15 protein-coding genes are annotated in these 17,793 nt (G+C 63.1%); 10 read left to right on the top strand and 5 right to left on the bottom strand.

Annotation, left to right across the window (positions count from 1 at the left end; all coding sequences use genetic code 11):
- Positions 1-52: 52 nt before the first annotated feature.
- Positions 53-1,876, top strand: a complete 1,824-nt coding sequence (gene cobT / locus FFS68_RS12875; protein WP_137753609.1) for a cobaltochelatase subunit CobT — start codon at positions 53-55, stop codon at positions 1,874-1,876.
- Between the two features lie 7 nt (positions 1,877-1,883).
- On the opposite strand, the gene FFS68_RS12870 is transcribed toward cobT, so the two are convergent.
- Genes FFS68_RS12870 through FFS68_RS12860 form a run of 3 tightly spaced genes read right to left on the bottom strand, consistent with a single transcriptional unit; the run spans position 1,884 to position 4,446 of the window.
- Entirely contained in the window at positions 1,884-2,486 is a 603-nt protein-coding gene (locus FFS68_RS12870) for a hypothetical protein (RefSeq protein WP_137753608.1), read from the bottom strand.
- An 11-nt stretch (positions 2,487-2,497) separates the two neighbouring features.
- Positions 2,498-3,685: a tetratricopeptide repeat protein gene (locus tag FFS68_RS12865; protein ID WP_249340148.1), complete on the bottom strand. Its 1,188-nt coding sequence runs from the start codon at positions 3,683-3,685 to the stop codon at positions 2,498-2,500.
- A gap of 8 nt (positions 3,686-3,693) precedes the next feature.
- Positions 3,694-4,446, bottom strand: a complete 753-nt coding sequence (locus tag FFS68_RS12860; RefSeq protein WP_137753607.1) for a hypothetical protein — start codon at positions 4,444-4,446, stop codon at positions 3,694-3,696.
- Positions 4,447-4,774: 328 nt separating this feature from the next.
- Here FFS68_RS12860 and FFS68_RS12855 point away from each other — a divergent pair, with 328 nt between their 5' ends.
- From FFS68_RS12855 to FFS68_RS12840, 4 genes are all read left to right on the top strand, one after another.
- A complete protein-coding gene (locus FFS68_RS12855) occupies positions 4,775-6,421 on the top strand; it encodes an acetolactate synthase large subunit (RefSeq protein ID WP_137753606.1) in 1,647 nt (548 codons plus the stop codon).
- Positions 6,422-6,532: 111 nt separating this feature from the next.
- Positions 6,533-7,966, top strand: a complete 1,434-nt coding sequence (locus tag FFS68_RS12850) for an aldehyde dehydrogenase family protein (protein ID WP_137753605.1) — start codon at positions 6,533-6,535, stop codon at positions 7,964-7,966.
- 241 nt (positions 7,967-8,207) lie between these two features.
- Entirely contained in the window at positions 8,208-9,089 is an 882-nt protein-coding gene (locus FFS68_RS12845; protein ID WP_137753604.1) for a UDP-2,3-diacylglucosamine diphosphatase, read from the top strand.
- A 10-nt stretch (positions 9,090-9,099) separates the two neighbouring features.
- Complete coding sequence (locus tag FFS68_RS12840) at positions 9,100-10,152, top strand: glycosyltransferase family 1 protein (protein WP_137753603.1); 1,053 nt, start codon at positions 9,100-9,102, stop codon at positions 10,150-10,152.
- On the opposite strand, the gene FFS68_RS12835 is transcribed toward FFS68_RS12840, so the two are convergent.
- Entirely contained in the window at positions 10,149-12,575 is a 2,427-nt protein-coding gene (locus tag FFS68_RS12835) for an ABC transporter ATP-binding protein (protein WP_137753602.1), read from the bottom strand. The genes FFS68_RS12840 and FFS68_RS12835 overlap by 4 nt on opposite strands.
- A gap of 193 nt (positions 12,576-12,768) precedes the next feature.
- On the opposite strand from FFS68_RS12835, the gene guaA reads away from it, so the two are divergent.
- From guaA to FFS68_RS12820, 3 genes are read left to right on the top strand one after another with little or no spacing between them, the layout of a single operon-like run.
- Positions 12,769-14,355 (top strand): glutamine-hydrolyzing GMP synthase, encoded by a 1,587-nt coding sequence (gene guaA / locus FFS68_RS12830; RefSeq protein ID WP_137753601.1) that lies wholly within the window; start codon positions 12,769-12,771, stop codon positions 14,353-14,355.
- 38 nt (positions 14,356-14,393) lie between these two features.
- Entirely contained in the window at positions 14,394-14,990 is a 597-nt protein-coding gene (locus tag FFS68_RS12825) for a hypothetical protein (RefSeq protein WP_137753600.1), read from the top strand.
- Between the two features lie 34 nt (positions 14,991-15,024).
- Entirely contained in the window at positions 15,025-15,507 is a 483-nt protein-coding gene (locus tag FFS68_RS12820) for a GFA family protein (protein WP_137753599.1), read from the top strand.
- A gap of 42 nt (positions 15,508-15,549) precedes the next feature.
- Here the strand turns inward: FFS68_RS12820 and FFS68_RS12815 are convergent, their stop codons facing one another.
- A complete protein-coding gene (locus tag FFS68_RS12815; protein ID WP_137753598.1) occupies positions 15,550-16,026 on the bottom strand; it encodes a methylated-DNA--[protein]-cysteine S-methyltransferase in 477 nt (158 codons plus the stop codon).
- A 116-nt stretch (positions 16,027-16,142) separates the two neighbouring features.
- Between FFS68_RS12815 and purT the strand changes: the two genes are divergently transcribed.
- Both purT and FFS68_RS12805 read left to right on the top strand, forming a co-directional pair.
- A complete protein-coding gene (purT, locus tag FFS68_RS12810; RefSeq protein WP_137753597.1) occupies positions 16,143-17,318 on the top strand; it encodes a formate-dependent phosphoribosylglycinamide formyltransferase in 1,176 nt (391 codons plus the stop codon).
- Complete coding sequence (locus tag FFS68_RS12805; RefSeq protein WP_137753596.1) at positions 17,318-17,776, top strand: AAC(3)-I family aminoglycoside N-acetyltransferase; 459 nt, start codon at positions 17,318-17,320, stop codon at positions 17,774-17,776. The genes purT and FFS68_RS12805 overlap by 1 nt, the downstream gene beginning before the upstream one ends.
- The last annotated feature ends 17 nt before the right edge of the window (positions 17,777-17,793 follow it).

Here is a 17,793-nt window from a genome sequence, read left to right as displayed (position 1 = left end):
CACCCAACCCTCCCCCATCAAGGGGGAGGGCTTTAGAAGACCGCCTCCTGCCATGACCACCTCTTCGCCCCTCGACGATTTCAAGGCTGCGCTATCGAGCGTCGCGCGTGCGGTGACCCGCGACGCCGAGGTCGAGGTCGGCTTTACCGCCGACGCGCCCGCGCAGATCGGCAAGGCGATCAAGGTGCCGACGCCGTCGCGCACGCTTCCGGCGGATCAGGTCGCCGAAGCGCGCGGCTTTGCCGATTCCTATGCTCTGCGGATGAAGCACCACAGCGAGAAATTGCACGCCGCGGCGCGCCCCGCCGAACCGCTCGCCGCCGCCGCGTTCGATGCGATGGAGCGGGCGCGGATCGAGGCGTTGGGCGCGCGCCACATGGACGGCATGCGCGCGAACCTGTCGGCCAGTCTGGCGATGCGGATGCGGAGCGACCCGATCAGCCGCGCGCAGGGCCGCGACGATGTGCCGATCTCGAGCGCGCTCGAACTGATGCTGCGCGAGGCGCTGACCGGCGATCAGGCACCCCAAGGGACCGAAACCGGCCTGTCGCTCGTCCGCGAATGGATCGCCAAGGAGGCTGGCGGCGACCTGACCGCGCTGTCGATGCTGCTCGACAATCAGGCCGCCTTCGCCGAAACTGCCAAGCTGGCACTCCGCCACCTCGACCTGATCCAGAGCGACGAGCCGGTGAACGAGGGCGCCGAGGACGGCGGCGAGGAGGATGAGAGCGAGGCCGAGGAAAACCAGGACGAACAGGACAGCGAGGACGGCGGCAGCGGTGAGAGCCAGGTCGATGCGCGCGCCGAAATGGCGGGCGATCAGGCCGACGATGGCGACAGCGACCCCGACGCGCAGGAAATGGAAGCCGACGGCGAGCCCGAAATGGGCGGCGAAGGCGATGAGGGTATGTTGCCCGTGCGCCCCAATCGCCTGCCGAGCGACATCCCCGATTTCAACTATCTGCGCTTCACCGAAAAGCATGACGAGATCATCCTCGCGACCGAGCTGTGCGATGCCGACGAACTGACGCGGCTGCGCGCCTATCTCGACCAGCAGATGCAGCATCTGCAGGGCGCGGTGACCAAGCTCGCCAACCGGCTGCAACGCCGGCTGATGGCGCAGCAGAACCGCGCGTGGGATTTCGATCAAGAGGAGGGCCAGCTCGACGCGGCGCGGCTAGCCCGCGTCATCGTGTCGCCCGGCCAGTCGCTGTCGTACAAGATCGAGCGCGATACCGATTTTCGCGACACCGTCGTCACCCTGCTGATCGACAATTCGGGGTCTATGCGCGGGCGGCCGATCAGCATCGCCGCGATCAGCGCCGACATCCTCGCGCGCACCCTCGAACGCTGCGGCGTGAAGACCGAAATCCTTGGCTTCACCACGCGCACCTGGAAGGGGGGCCAGAGCCGCGAGGATTGGCTCGCCGCGGGGCGCCCCGCGCACCCCGGTCGGCTCAATGACCTCCGCCACATCATCTACAAGCCCGCCGACGAGCCCTATCGCCGCGCGCGCAAATCGCTCGGGCTGATGATGCGCGAAGGGCTGCTCAAGGAAAATATCGACGGCGAGGCGCTGACCTGGGCGCACAGCCGCATCATCGGCCGCCCCGAAGAACGCAAGATCTTGATGGTGATCAGCGACGGCGCGCCGGTTGACGACAGCACCCTGTCGGTCAACCACGGCGCCTATCTCGACCAGCATCTGCGCCAGGTGATCGAATGGATCGAGAACCGTTCGCCGGTCGAGCTGTGCGCGATCGGCATCGGCCACGACGTGACGCGATACTATAGCCGCGCGGTGACGATCATGGACGCCGAGCAATTGGGCGGGACGATGGTCGAACAGCTGGCGGGGTTGTTCGACGTGGATTGAACGATTGTCAGGCTATCTTGGCGCTTGCGACCACCGCGCGATAATCTTCGATATTTCTCTCGAAGAAGTGAAGCTTGGGCGCGTCGTAAGTGATCATAAACAGTTTGCCACTCCGAAGCACTGCGATGGCTTCGCCCCGTCGCGTCAATTCGTCAGGCGTTACATATTCATATGTAAACTGGATCGCCGGCTCATTCAGGAATTTGGTGGGCTTCGAAGCCCCAAGAGAAAAAACCGCGATGCCAAAATGAGCGCGATATGTCCCTTCAAGGAATTCAGGGACGTCCGTCAGCAGGCTGTTCGACCGCAACTTGGGCAGCGGGTCACGCTTTTTGCTGCGTTCACGTAACAACGGCTCGCCGGGGGCAATATCGGAATAAAAAGATATATCGTTGAGCTGTTCGCCATCCAGCGTCCACGTCTCGGCTTTTTTTCCCGGCCTTGCCGAAAGCTTGTTCCAGTCGCGGGGCGGTGTAATCGACAGCGTCGACTTCGCAACGGCCACGGTTTCGCCGCTCTTTATCAGGTCATTTGCCGACAGTGCGGCTGGAGCAGTTAGTGCCGCAGCTGCCGAAATAAGCAGCACCGGTTTCAACAATGATTTTAGCATTTTAAAGGCCTTCATTGGGGCGCAACGAGCGAGCGGATCATATCCGCGTCGAGTGCGTCGGGCTTGAGTTCCAGATAGCGGGAGAGCGAAGGGGTTGCTTCTGATTTGCGATCCATGCGCATCAGCGACAGTCCCATCCCGCGATATGCGGTTGGCAAGTCAGGGTTGAGGGTTAGTGCTTGGCGATAGAATTCTACTGCATTCGGAAGATCGCGCGGATTAGCCCGCAGCCTATATAGCTCGGCGCGCGCGAGCAGGAGCGGAGCCGTCCATTCTTCCGCACCAAGGCGGGTTATCAGATATTCCGTCCCGGCGAAGTCGTTCAGCTTGATCTGATCTTCGAGAAATTGATCCAGCCACGGCGCCAAGGCGGCCTGATAGGCATTCCGCCCCTCATACTCGCCGCCCGGAACACGATTGGCCAGCGCTGACAGATAGTCCGCTCGTTCAAGATTAGTAGGGTGCGTCGCGAAGAAGGCAGTCTTGTCGTAACGCTGGCCGCGCAACGCGCGACCGGTGGATGTCGCATCGGCTTCATTCATCGCAGAACGCCAAACCTCCGACGCGGCCGACGGCCGATATTTCGCTTCCGCCATATAGCTAAAGCCTAGAATATCGGCTTCCCGCTCCTGATCGCGACTGAAGCGGAAAAGGGCGCCATATACCGAGATACGAAAATCGCCGTATGACTGGGTGCTACCGCCGCCATAGGTTGCCGCGAGCGTTCCGAGCACTGCAGTCCAGGCAAGCAGATCACTGGTCGATCTTTTACGACGAAATTCATCCAGCGAATGCCGCATTTCGAAATGGGCAAATTCATGCCCAAGAATGGACGCGAGTTCGGCTTCGTTGCGCATGCGCAACAGCAAGCCGGAATAGACGCGCATCGTACCATTCGGGCTCATGTTCGCGTTGAATACGGGCACCCGGAGAATATAAATTCGCACGCCGCCGCAACGATCGTTCCCCACAGCGCGGCATAGTACGGAGTGCACGTAGTTATTCAGTGCTTCATCGCGAATAACCAAGCGCGAATCGCGGGTGAGCCGCTCGCTCTCGTCGTCCACCATCCACATTCCGCGCTCATCGACGTTCTGAGGCTGATAGGCGCCCGTGTATGTTGGCAGATCAAATTCTCGTTCGGGGTTGGCCGCCCCAAGGGTCGCCATTGCCGCCACCGCGGCCAAAAGCCGGACCATGGGTCGCATCACGCAGCTGGGGCCGTTTGGACCGAGCTACCCGGAAATTCTTCCAGCAACTGACGCATTCGCTTCTCGGCGCCCTCCGGCGTGCGGACGTCGCCGCCCATCTTTCCATCGGCGTTCAGCCATAGCAACTCGCCAGTCTTCAAATCGACAAGGCCCGCATAACCACTGTGAACGCCCGATTGCACACCCACACCTCCGAGCATTGCAAACGCTTGCAGAACCTTACGGCCAGTCGATCCATATTGATCTTCTGTATAAATGAACAAACCATAGTCTGCATCGGCTGCCCCCGGCAGACGCGCTACCTGGGGGCCAAGTGTCCATTCGAATACATCGTTCCGATTGTCCCGTTTCTTTGTCGGAAGTCGATTACCGACAAAGAATTGGTAGTTAATAACCGAGCTCGAGACAGCGGCGAAAAGTGCCATGTGTTCGGCCACAAGCAAAGCCTGTTCACCAATCGGTTCTGAGGCTTCAATCACGCGATTGCCGAGGCGATCCTGTAATTGCCTCAACGAGACACCCATATGCTCGCGACCTTGCGCGGTCCAATCGGCATTGGGTTCGAACATTCCGCCCGTGGACTGCGCCCCAACACGGATCGTTGGCCGGAACAAAAGTATGGTCTTGCCGCTATTCGGCGGCAGCGTGAAACCTTGCCGTACGGCGGTTCGCTCCTGAGCCTGTGCCAAACCGAAGCTGCTCGTGCACAGCACAAGCAGTGCAGCCGCAATGGCGCGTATCAGATTCATGAATCATCTCCCCCTTCGGGAAGGAAAAGCTCAATCTTTGAGTCCGGTCAAGTAGCTCTGTCCGAAGTCGATACTTTTTCTGCGGCAAACAATTTCTGCGGCATACAATTTTCGAGAGAGAGGCCGTTTAGTAGCGGTTTGGTTTGCTCTCAACGCCGGCCGAGGCGCGCAGGGTGACAACCCCTTGCCCCCTCGTTACAAACCCTTCCGGTGCAGCAGGGACTCGCGGCCTGACGACGGGAGCCGCTGCGCCAATATTCATGCTGTGGGTCGCCAGCATGGCTTGGGGCCGCACCGGGGTGGTGCGTGGCTGAGGGGGCGACTGTACATGAAAAAAGCATCAGACCTGTTCATCGAGTGCCTGGAGGAAGAAGGCGTCGAATATATTTTCGGCGTTCCGGGCGAAGAAAATCTCGACTTTCTCGACAGCCTGTCGCGGTCCAAGCAGATCAAGCTGATCCTGACGCGGCACGAACAGGGGGCGGGTTTTATGGCCGCGACCTATGGCCGCCATACCGGCAAGACCGGCGTCTGCCTTGCGACGCTCGGCCCCGGCGCGACCAATTTTGTCACCGCCGCTGCCTATGCGCAGCTCGGCGGGATGCCGATGATGATGATCACCGGGCAAAAGCCGATCAAGAAATCGAAACAGGGCCGCTTCCAGATCCTCGATGTCGTCGCGATGATGGGGCCAATCACCAAATTCACCCACCAGATGGCCGCATCGGACAATATCCCGAGCCGGGTGCGCGAAGCGTTTCGCCTCGCCGAGGAGGAAAAGCCCGGCGCGGTGCATATCGAGCTGCCCGAGGATATTGCCGACGAACATACCGACGCGGCGCCGCTGAAACGCAGTCATTCGCGCCGCCCGAACGCCGACAGCAAATCGATCCGTGAGGCGGTGAAGGCGCTCGAAGCCGCGAAATCGCCCGTCCTCGTCATTGGCGCCGGTGCCAACCGCACGATGACCAGCCGCATGTTGCTGCAATTCATCGAAAAGACCGGCATCCCGTTCCTGACGACCCAGCTCGGCAAGGGCGTGATCGATGAACGGCATCCGAAATTCCTCGGCTGCGCCGCGCTGTCGGCGGGCGATTTCGTCCACCGTGCAGTCGAGGCATCGGATTGCATCGTCAACCTAGGCCATGACGTCATCGAAAAGCCGCCCTTTTTCATGCAGCGCGGCGGGCCGACAGTGATCCATGTGTCGTCGAAAACTGCCGAGGTCGATCCGGTCTATTTCCCGAACATCGAGGTGATCGGCGATATCGCCAATGCGGTGTGGCAGATGAAGGAAGACATCGTCCCCAGCGGCAGCTGGAAATTCGACCATATGCTGAAGTTCCGGCAGGGCGAGGTCGAGCATACCAAGCCGCTGGCCGAGGATGCACGTTTCCCGATCTTTCCGCCGCATCTGGTCCAGTCGATCCGCGACGCGATGCCCGACGACGGCATCATCTGCCTCGACAATGGCGTGTACAAGATATGGTTCGCGCGGGGCTACACCGCCTATCGCCCCAACACCGTGCTGCTCGACAATGCGCTGGCGACGATGGGCGCGGGGCTGCCATCGGCCATGATGTCGGCGATGGTCTATCCTGATCGCAAGGTCATGGCGGTGTGCGGCGACGGCGGGTTCATGATGAACAGCCAGGAAATGGAAACCGCGGTCCGGCTGGGGCTCAACATGACGGTGCTGATCCTCAACGACAACAGCTACGGCATGATCCGCTGGAAACAGGCGAATATGGGCTTCAAGGATTGGGGGCTGACCTATGGCAACCCCGATTTCGTCAAATATGCCGAGGCTTATGGCGCCCACGGCCACCGCGTGACCAGCGCCGCGCATCTGCAGGAACTTCTCGCGCATACCCGCGACACGCCGGGGGTGCATCTGATCGACTGCCCGGTTGACTATTCGGAGAATGATCAGATTTTGAATACCGATATCAAGCGGATATCGAAAGAGATGTAGTCTTCTGCTTCCTGTGCCCCGGCGAAAGCCGGGGTCCAGAGCGCCCTTGCGCCAGTGTTGCGCTTTCTAGCCCTGGACCCCGGCTTTCGCCGGGGTACGGAGAGGTGAAAAATGAAGTTGAAAGACGTCTATCCGCTCTACCTCAACAACAAGGCGGTGCAGCCGAACACCGATCTGGAGGTAACCGACAAGTTCACCGGCGAGGTTGCCTTCCGCACCGCGCTGGCGACCCCCGACGTAATCGACGAAGCAATCGCAGGCGCGGTGCGCGCCGCCGAACCGATGGCGCGACTGGCCAGTTTCGAGAAGCGCGACGTGCTGCTGCACTGCGTGACGCGGTTTCAGGAGCGGTTCGACGAGCTGGCCTATGCTTTGTGCGTCGAGGCGGGCAAGCCGATCGCCGATGCCGAGGGCGAGGTCACCCGCCTGATCGACACCTTCCGCATCGCGGCCGAGGAAGCGACGCGCAATTATGGTGAGGTCCAGCCGCTCGATATTTCGGCGCGCGCCAAGGGTTATATGGGGATGTGGAAGCGCGTGCCGATCGGCCCGTGCAGCTTCATCTCGCCGTTCAACTTTCCGCTCAATCTCGCCGCGCACAAGATCGCCCCGGCGATCGCGATCGGCTGTCCCTTCGTGATGAAACCCGCGTCGATGACCCCGCTCGGCGCTATCATCATGGGCGAGGTGCTCGCCGAATGCGATATTTTGCCGGAGGGCGCGTTCAGCGTCCTGCCCGCGAGCCGCGCCGGCGCCGACCTGTTCACCACCGACGAGCGGCTGAAGCTGCTGAGCTTCACCGGCTCACCCGGCGTCGGCTGGGATCTGAAGGCCAAGGCGGGCAAGAAAAAGGTCGTGCTCGAACTCGGCGGCAACGCCGCGGTGGTGGTCGACAAGGACGCCGACCTCGACCATGCGCTCGCGCGGATCATCTTTGGCGGCTATTATCAGTCGGGGCAAAGCTGCATCCATGTCCAGCGCGTGATCATCCACGAAGACATCTACGACCGCTTCCGCGACATGCTGACAGCGAAGGTCAAGACACTGAAATCGGGCGATCCCAAGCATCGCGACACCTTCATCGGACCGATGATTTCGGTCAAGGAAGCGCAGCGGCTGAAAGGGTGGATCGACGATGCGGTCGCCGCGGGGGCGACGCTGCTCGCGGGCGGCGGTTGCGACGGCAATATGCTCGAAGCGGCGCTGCTGGAGAATGTCCCGGCGGGCAGCGATGTCGTCGTCGAGGAAGCGTTCGGGCCGGTCGTCGTGCTGTCGAAATTTGCCAAATGGGACGACGCGCTGGCCGAGGTCAATGACAGCAAGTTCGGGTTGCAGGCGGGACTGTTCACCGGCGACCTGCAAAAGGTGCTGGACGCATGGGATCACCTCGACGTCGGCGGCATCGTCGTCAACGATGTGTCGAGCTACCGCGTCGATAACATGCCCTATGGCGGGGTGAAGGACAGCGGGCTCGGGCGCGAAGGGGTTCGCTTCGCGATCGAGGATATGAGCGAGATCCGGAATTTGGTGATTAGGCGGACTTAAGCGAAAAATCGTCATTGCGAGCGTAGCGGGCCCAAGGCGGCCGTAGGCCTACCAATCCAGAGCGGTTTATGCGCACGCTGGATTGCCACGTCGCTTCGCTCCTCGCAATGACGGGGCTGGGAACCGATAGTCACAAAACCGCCGCTAAACCGTCGTCAAACCGACGTCACTTTGAATCGCACAGTGTCACAAAACTCCTGTCTAGGCCGTGGGCAGCCAAAGGCTGCTGATGGAGTGTGACATGGCCTCGATTTCGACCCTGCCCATCCCCGCGCGTTTCCCCGACCCCTTCGCCACCGATCCGCACGTCCCCGAACGCCTGATCGGCGAACGGCGGAGCTATCGCACGGTGTGGGTCAGCGATATCCACCTGGGCACCCGCGGCTGCAACGCGGCGATGCTGATCGATTTCTTTGACCATGTCGATTGCGAGACGCTGTATCTGGTCGGTGACATCATCGACGGCTGGCGGCTCAAGAAGCGCCATTTTTGGCCGCCCGAGCATAATGACGTTGTGTGGCGGGTGCTCAAGCGCGCCAAACGCGGCACCCGCGTCGTCTATGTCCCCGGCAATCATGACGAGATGTGCAAGCCGTTCGACGGCTTCGATTTCGGCGGGGTCGAGATCCGCCGCGAGGCGATTCACGAAACCGCCGACGGTCGCCGGTTGCTGGTCGTCCATGGCGACGAATTCGACGCGGTGATGCTCGCGCATCGCTGGCTCGCCTTTGTCGGCGACGCGGCCTACACCGGCCTGATGAAATGCAATGTGGTGGTCAACCGCATCCGCAGCGCCTTTGGCCTGCCCTATTGGTCGCTGTCGATGGTCGCCAAGCACAAGGTCAAGAACGCGGTCCAGTTCATCGGCCGCTACGAGGAAGTCGTCGCCCATGCGGCGCGTGTCCGCGGGGTCGATGGGGTCGTGTGCGGCCATATCCACAGCGCCGAGATGCGCGAGATCGAGGGCACCGAATATTATAACGACGGCGACTGGGTCGAAGGCTGCACCGCGCTGGTCGAGCATCATGACGGGACGATGGAGATTTTGCACTGGGCCGAGGAAGTCGCGGCGCGGGCCGCCCCGGCCACGCTGCAACTTCCCGCCCCGGCGCGGGCTGCGTGAGGATTTGGGCATGAGGATCCTGATCGTCAGCGACGCTTGGGAGCCGCAGGTCAACGGCGTCGTCCGCACCTTGCAGGCGACGATCGCCGAATTGCGCGCGGCGGGGCATGAGGTCGGGGTCATCTCGCCCGACCTGTTCCGCTCGCTCCCCTGCCCCTCCTACCCCGAAATCCGCCTCGCCTTCGCCGGCTGGCGCAAGGTCGGGCGGCATATCCGCGCCTTTGCGCCGCAGGCCATCCATATCTCGACCGAAGGGCCATTGGGGCTGGCGGCGCGGCGCTGGTGCCTGAAAAACGGCTTTCCCTTTACCACCGCCTATCACACGCGCTTTCCCGAATATGTCGCGGCACGGTTGCCGCTGTCGCCGGCGTTCGTGTGGCGCTTCATCCGCTGGTTCCACCGCCCGGCGCGGCACATCATGGTCGCGACGCGCAGCCTGGCGCGCGAGCTCGCCGATCAGGGGTTGGAGCAGACGATGATGTGGGAGCGCGGCGTCGATCATCAGCTGTTCCACGCCGACCGCACGCCGCGTCCCGCCTATGCCGACCTGCCGCGGCCGATCCAGCTCTATGTCGGCCGCGTCGCGGTCGAGAAGAATATCGGCGCCTTTCTGGACATCGATCGTCCGGGCACCAAGGTCATCGTCGGCGAAGGCCCCGCGCTCGCGACGCTCAAGGCGCAGCACCCCGGCGCGCTGTTCCTTGGCAAGCTCGGCGGCGAAACGCTGGCCGCGGCCTATGCCGGCGCCGACGTCTTTGTCTTTCCCAGCCGCACCGACACCTTCGGACTCGTGGTGATCGAGGCGCTCAGCTGCGGCACGCCCGTCGCCGCCTTTCCGGTTCCCGGCCCCGGCGACATCATCCGTGACGGCGCGGGGGCGCTCGACGAGGATCTCGGCCGCGCGATCGACACCGCGCTGGCGTGCGAGCGTACCGATGCCGCGGCGCTGGGCGCGCGCTACAGCTGGGCGAGTTGCACCGCGCAGTTCGCCAAAGCGCTGACCTTTGTGCCCGGTCCTCCCGCGCCCGAAAATGCCGTCGGCGCGGCGGGGCTGGCCGCCTAGAAGGTCTTGCGCCACTCCAGTTCGATATAGCGGCCCAGCGGGTCGATATAGCCCGGCTGATAATTCAGCGGCACGACGCCGTTCGCGTCGGTGATCTTGCGCTGTGCGTCGAACAGATTGTCGATCGACAGCCGCACGCGCGATCCTTTGAGGAACGGCAGCTTTTCGGTCAGCTTTGGCTTCTGGTTCAGATCGACGAAGAAACGCAGGTTGAACGTGGCAAGGTCGCCGAATTGCAGGTCGCCCGCGGTGCCCCCAGTGACGGTGCTGCCGCTGTCATATTTGGCGCTGAGCCGCACGCCGATTCCCTTGTTGAACACCCCGCCGTCGAGCTCAAACAGGTGGCGATTGCTGCCGCCGCCGCTGCCGGTCGCCGACCCGTTCAAAAGGTCGAGTTCGGGCACGCCGGGACGGATCAGGATTTTGTCGGTCAGCTTGATCGTGTGATACAGCGACACCTGCCAGCGCCCGCCCTGCGGACCTCCGAACATGCCGCCGGGACCACCCGCGCCGCGACCACCGCCGCCCGCGCGCGGTCCGCCGCCGCGCGGCCGACCAGCGCCATCGGGCCGTCCGCCGCCGGGCCGACCCGCACCGGGGCCGCCCGCCTGTTGCTGGCCAAAACTCTTGCCGAAATTGAGGCCCCAGCGGATCTGTGAATTTTCCACCTGGTCAAAATTGACCGGCCGCTGGTCGAGCGCGATCAGCACGCCATTGGCATCGCGCGTCACCCGATCGGGGAAGGCGGCCTCGATCTCGGGGGTCAGCAGCGGCAGGCTGTTCGACGTGTCGCTGCTCTTGTTGCGGTTATAATTGACCGACAGATTGAGCCCTTCGACCATCGGCGGCGACCAGTTGAGCCCGAGCTTCAGGTCGCGGCGCTGCTCGGCGAGCAGGAAGGGATTGCCGCCCGTCGTCGTCGTGATCTGCACCGTCTGCCCGGTGGCGAAATCATAATAGGTCACCGCGGGGGTCACCAGCGGCGCCGCGCCGAGCTGCTGGATACCGGGCGCCGCTTCATCCTGATTGAAGCTGGCGATCAGCGACAGATTGTCGGTCACCCCCCAATTGAGGTTCGCGCCCCAGCTTTTCAGCGCCGCAAAATCGCTCGGATCCTGATATTGACCGCTCAGCGTCAGCGACACGCGGCCGATGTTGCCGACCTGATATTCGGGGTCGAGCAGCGGCACGGTCAGCGAGCCGAACACCCCCGGCAGGTCGCGCGTCAGGTCGGTCGTCGTGATCGCACCCGAGCGTTCGGACTGGCTGTCGAAGCGCAGGCCCGAATAGCTGCCCGTCGCCGACAGGCGGATCGGTCCCGCCCAACCCTCGGTCACCGTGCCCGACAGATTGGCGTTGCCGCCAAAGGTCTGCTGGCTGCTGTCGAACCGGTCGCGGGCGCCGCTGACGCGGTCGGTAAAGGTCAATTGATCGGCGTCGGCATAATTGCCCGACACCGACCAGCGCCAGTCGGCGAGCATCCCGTTGACGCTGGCGGTCGTCGTCAGGTTGCGCGCGCGGCTATCGCGTTCGAGCGGATCGGTCACCCCGCCGACGCCGGGACCAAGCAGCGACAGGCTGTCGGTCTGATCGAAGCGGACATTGATTGACGCGTCGGTGAGCTTGTTCAGGCTGCGCTGGATCGTCGCATCGACCCGATACTCATCCGACGCGCCGAGCAGGCTGCGCGCCGGCGCCTCGGCCGCCTGCGCCGGGTCGTCATAGTCAAGCCCCCGCTCGCTTTCGAGCAGCATCGAGCGATGCTCCCATCCGGCGTTCACGTTCAGCCGGCCATTCTCGCCGATCATCAGGAAGCTCGGTTCGATTTCACCCTGAAACCGGCCGCCCTGGGTCGGGATGCCGCCCTCGGCCTCGACCGCGATCTGGCGGAAGTTGGGCTTGAGCACCATGTTGACGACGCGCTCGTCGGCCGAATAGCCATATTGCAGCGCGACCTCTTCGGGGAACACCTCGACCTTGGCGATCGCTTCGGGTGGCAGGTTGCGAACCTCGCCAAAGCCGCCGATGCGGCGCCCGTTGATCAGGATGATCGGTCGCCCGCCACCGCGCCCACGCCCCGAGCGTGTCTGCGGCGCCAGCGCGTCGAGCAGTTCGGACACGTTCGACACGCCATAGCTCGCGATCGCCGCCTCATCGAGTTCGGCCTCGGCCTTGATGTCGGTGTCGAGCTGCCCGGCGAGCCGCGGGGCGGTGACGACGATTTCGTCGCCGTCGATCTCGTTGTAGCTGTCTTCGCCATCGTCGGACGCGGAGACGACCGGATCGGCGGGCTGCTCGGCGGCCGCGGTGACCGCGGTGCTTGCCGGCATCGCGTCGGTTTCCGCCAGGGCGGGCCAGGCGAGCGCGGCGCTGGCGGTCAGCAAGGCGGCGCGCGCGGACAGGGACAGACGAGATTTATTCATCGGGGGAGAAGCCTTTTTGTTTTTATCTTGATCTTTATTGGGGCGGTAGGAGTGAACCGGCCCTGACGGTCTTTCGCGTCGGCGGTTCATTTATGTCGCAATTGTCGCAACAATGTGTCGAGGCCATGTCCGTTCCACCAACGGGCCATATCGACCGCTGGACAGCATGGCGCCCTGCCCTTATCGGCCAGCCATGCCGACTCCAGACACATCCGCCGCAGCTGAATCGATCCTGATCATCGATTTCGGCAGCCAGGTGACCCAGCTCATCGCCCGCCGCGTCCGCGAAGCGGGGGTCTATAGCGAGATCGTCCCGTTCACGCAGGCCGAAGCTGCGCTCGAGAGGATGAAGCCCAGCGGGATCATCCTGTCGGGGTCACCCGCCTCGGTCCCCGCCGACGGTAGCCCGCGCGCGCCGCAATCGGTGTTCGACACCGGCCTGCCGGTCCTCGGCATCTGTTACGGCCAGCAGGTGATGAGCCAGCAGCTCGGCGGCCGGGTCGAACCCGGCGGCATCGATGGGGAACGCGATGGCGAATTCGGCCGCGCCTTCCTGACCGTCACCGAACCCTGCGTCCTGTTCGACGGGCTTTGGGAGGTGGGCGAGCGGCATCAGGTGTGGATGAGCCACGGCGACAAGGTCACCGAATTTGCCCCCGGCTTCCGCATCGTCGCGGTCAGCGACGGCGCGCCCTTTGCGCTGATCGCCGACGACGAGCGCCGCTATTATGGCACGCAATTTCATCCGGAGGTCGTGCATACCCCCGATGGCGCCAAGCTGATCGCCAATTTCGTCCGCCACGTCTGCGGTTGCAGCGGCGATTGGACCATGGCCGAGTTTCGTGCCACCAAGATCGCCGAAATCCGCGCCCAAGTCGGCGACAAGCGCGTGCTCTGCGGGCTGTCGGGCGGGGTCGACAGCGCGGTCGCCGCGGTGCTGATCCACGAAGCGATCGGCGAGCAGCTGACCTGCGTCTTTGTCGACCACGGCCTTCTCCGCATGAACGAGCGCGAGCAGGTCGAGCGGCTGTTCCGCGATCATTATAACATCCCGCTGGTCGTGGTGGACGCCGAGGAGCGCTTCATGGCGGGCCTCGCCGGAGTCACCGACCCCGAGGCGAAGCGCAAGTTCATCGGCGGCGAATTCATCAATGTGTTCGACGAGGAAGCGCAGAAGCTGGGCGGCGCCGATTTCCTCGCGCAAGGTACGCTCTATCCCGATGTCATCGAATCTGTGTCGTTCACCGGCGGGCCGAGCGTCACGATCAAAAGCCACCACAATGTCGGCGGCCTGCCCGCGCGGATGAAGATGGCGCTGGTCGAACCGCTGCGCGAATTGTTCAAGGACGAGGTCAGGCTGCTCGGCAAGGAACTCGGACTCCCCGACATCTTCGTCGGCCGCCACCCCTTCCCCGGCCCGGGCCTCGCGATCCGTATCCCCGGCGAAGTATCGAAAGACCGCTGCGACATCTTGCGCAAAGCCGACGCAGTCTATCTCGACGAGATCCGCAATGCGGGATTGTATGATGCGATCTGGCAGGCGTTTGCCGTGCTGCTCCCCGTCAAGACGGTCGGCGTGATGGGCGATTACCGCACCTACGACCATGTCTGCGCGCTGCGCGCGGTGACCAGCACCGACGGCATGACCGCCGACATCTACCCCTTCGACGCCAGCTTCCTCAGCCGCTGCGCAACGCGCATCATCAACGAGGTGCAGGGCATCAACCGCGTGGTGTACGACTATACGTCGAAACCGCCGGGGACGATCGAGTGGGAGTAGGGGGCAGTTAATTGGGTCAAGAACGACGAGAATACGCCATGATCACATTGACCAAGAAGATGGTCGCTCGGGCGCAACTCGACGAAAGCATTGAACTAGTCCTACGCCATAGCAACCCGGTAGCATCCAACACGTTGGCGTGGGCTGCGGTCGACGTTCTTGAAGCACTTGCCAAAAAGCGCGGTATCGAGGGCTTTTACAAACAAATGGAGGTTGGGATAAAGCCCCAATTTCTCAACTCTTGGTACAACACCCTAAAAAATGGCTACAACTTCGCCAAACACGCAGATCGTGATCCCGATCGTTCGATAGACGATTTCCGTCCCGAAGCAGTCACTTGGACCATTTTTGGCGGGTGCCTGACATACAGTAGGGTTTTCGGAACCAGAAGCTGGAACATGTTGGTTTTCCAGATGTGGTTCAATTGCCGAAATCCTCACATCCTGACTGAGGAATCACGTGAACTGGCAGAACGGCTCGCGCCAGGTTTTGAGTATCCCGACCAGCGGGCCTTTGCAGATTCGACTGCATCAGCGCTTGAAATACTGCAGACGGGGCAAAAGCACCCGGGCCTGATGAAGGCAAAACTTGGCGAAAACTGGTTAGGAAATATCGAGTTCCGGCCCGTTTTTTGAAATTTCATCCGACGGCGAGTAAAAGGAGCGCGCCATGAACCGCATCGAAACCCAGGCCTCGGGCGGCTGCCAATGCGGCGCCGTGCGCTATCATGTCACCGCGGTGCTCGACACCTCGCATATCTGCCATTGCCGGATGTGCCAGAAGGCGGCGGGCAATTTCTTTGCGGCGCTGATCGGCGTCCCGCGCGACGCGATCAGCTGGACGCGCGGCCAGCCCGCGACCTTCAACAGTTCGGACAAGGCGGCGCGCGGCTTTTGCCGGACATGCGGCACGCCGCTGTTCTACGATTATTTCGAGAGCAAGCATATCAACCTGACGACCGGATCGTTCGATGACCCGTCGCAATTTCCGCCCCGGGTCCAGTTCGGCATCGAGGGACAGCTGTCGCTGTTCAAAGACCTTCCGTTGCAAGCAGAAGGCACGACCGAGGAAACGATGGCCGCCTATGTCGGCGCGATCAAATCGAGCAACCACCAGCATCCCGATCACGACACCGAATACTGGCCCGAATGATGCGGCGGTAGGCGGTGGTACGCGGTGGCGCGCCCGCCCGGCCTATTGCTCGAGCGCCAGCAGAAACGCCTTCGCATCGAGTCCGCCGGCAAAGCCGGTGAGCTTGCCGGTCGACCCGACAACGCGGTGGCAGGGTGCAATGATCGAGACGGGGTTGCGGCCATTGGCGGCGCCGACCGCGCGCGATGCGCTGGGTTTGCCGACTTGCTGCGCGATCTCGCCATAGCTGCGCGTCTCGCCGAACGGGATGGTGAGCAAGGCCCGCCAGACGCTCTTTTGAAAGTCGCTGCCTGAAAACGACAGCGGCACGTCGAATGTCCGCCGCGTGCCCGCGAAATACTCGCCGAGCTGCCGCTCGGCTGCGCGCAGCACCGGATGCCCGGCGTCCTCGGCCAGGGCGCCGAGCCTCACGCGGCCGGGCCGGTCATTCTCCCACAATATCGCCGCGAGCCCCTTGGCGTCGGCAACCAGTGTCAGCTCGCCGACCGGCGACCAGATGGTTTTGGAATAGAGAGTCATGGGATCGATCCTTTGGATGGCATTCGCTGTCGCACTTTGATGCTGACATTCCTATGGTGGCGGCCGCGCAGCGATGCGTCCCGAATCTTGCGCCCAACGTCGATGGAAAGCCTCTCATGACCCCCACCGCCACCATCCTGCTGCTCGGTTCGGGCGAGCTTGGCCGCGAATTTGTGATTTCGGCGAAGCGGCTCGGCTGCCGCGTCATCGCCTGTGACAGCTATGAGGGTGCGCCGGCGATGCAGGTCGCCGATGGATATGAGGTGTTTTCGATGCTCGACGGCGACGCGCTGCGCGCGACGATCGACAAGCACCGGCCCGACCATATCGTGCCAGAGGTCGAGGCGATCCGCACCGAAGTGCTCGCCGATGTCGAAGCGGCGGGGTTCCATGTCGTTCCCTCCGCCCGCGCCGCGCAGTTGACGATGAACCGCGACGCGATCCGCGACCTCGCCGCCAGCGAACTTGGCCTCACCACATCGACCTTTGAATATGCCGAAACGCGCGAAGCCCTGCACGCCGCGGCGGCGCGCATCGGCTTTCCGCTGGTGGTGAAACCGGTGATGTCGTCGTCGGGCAAGGGCCAAAGCACGATCAAGAGCGCCGCCGACATCGATACCGCATGGGATTATGCCGCCGCCGGGATGCGCGGCGACCGGCTGCGGGTGATTGCCGAAGCCTTTATCGACTTCGATTATGAAATCACGCTGCTGACCGTGCGGCACCAGGCTGGCGTCACCTTTTGCCCGCCGATCGGCCACCGCCAGGAACGCGGCGATTATCGCGAAAGCTGGCAGCCGGCGGCGATGTCGGACGCGGCGCTCGCCAGCGCGCAGGACATGGCAACGAAAGTCGTCGATGCGCTCGGCGGCCATGGCATTTTCGGGGTCGAATTTTTCGTGAAGGGCGACACGGTCATCTTCTCCGAACTCAGCCCGCGTCCGCACGACACCGGCATGGTGACGCTGATCTCGCAACGCCTGACGCAATTCGACCTCCACGCCCGCGCGATCCTGGGCCTGCCGATCCCGGCGATCGCGGTGCCCGACGCCAGCGCCAGCGCGGTGCTGCTCGCCGACCGCGACGCGGTGAATTTTGCGATCACCGGCCTGGCCCAGGCGCTCACCGCACCGAACCCCGCAACCGCGATCGATGCCCGCATCTTTGGCAAACCGGTCACCCGCCCCTATCGCCGCATGGGCGTGACGCTCGCCCGCGTTGCGGATGGCACGACCGACGAAGCGCGCGCCGCGGCGGTTGCGGCGGCGAATAAACTTGCCATCGACTATTGATGACCTGTGTCCGCCGCCTGGGTCCTGGCGATATCGTGGCAATGCGCGATCTCAACGCGCTTTATGCCGATGCGTTCGACGACGCCGAGACCTACCGCCGCGACCAGCCCGACGACGCATGGCTTGCGCGCCAATTGGAAAAACGGGCGGTCATCCTGCTCGTCGCCGAGTTGGACGGCCGCGTCGTTGGCGGCCTCACCGCCTATGACCTGCCCAAGCTAGAAGCGGCGCGCAGCGAAATCTACCTCTACGACCTCGCGGTGGATGCGGCGCACCGTCGCCGTGGCATCGCGACCGCGCTGATCGCTGAGGTGCAGCATATCGCCGCCGAAACCGGCGCCTGGGCGGTGTTCGTGCAGGCCGATTATGGCGACGATCCCGCGGTTGCCCTATACACCAGACTTGGCGCGCGCGAGGATGTGATGCATTTCGACCTGCCGCCGCTGGCGCGAGACTAGGCCGCCCGCATCGCCGC

This window comes from Sphingopyxis sp. L1A2A, assembly GCF_005502465.1.
Lineage (GTDB): Bacteria > Pseudomonadota > Alphaproteobacteria > Sphingomonadales > Sphingomonadaceae > Sphingopyxis.
This window is presented reverse-complemented; position numbering and strand designations above follow the sequence as displayed.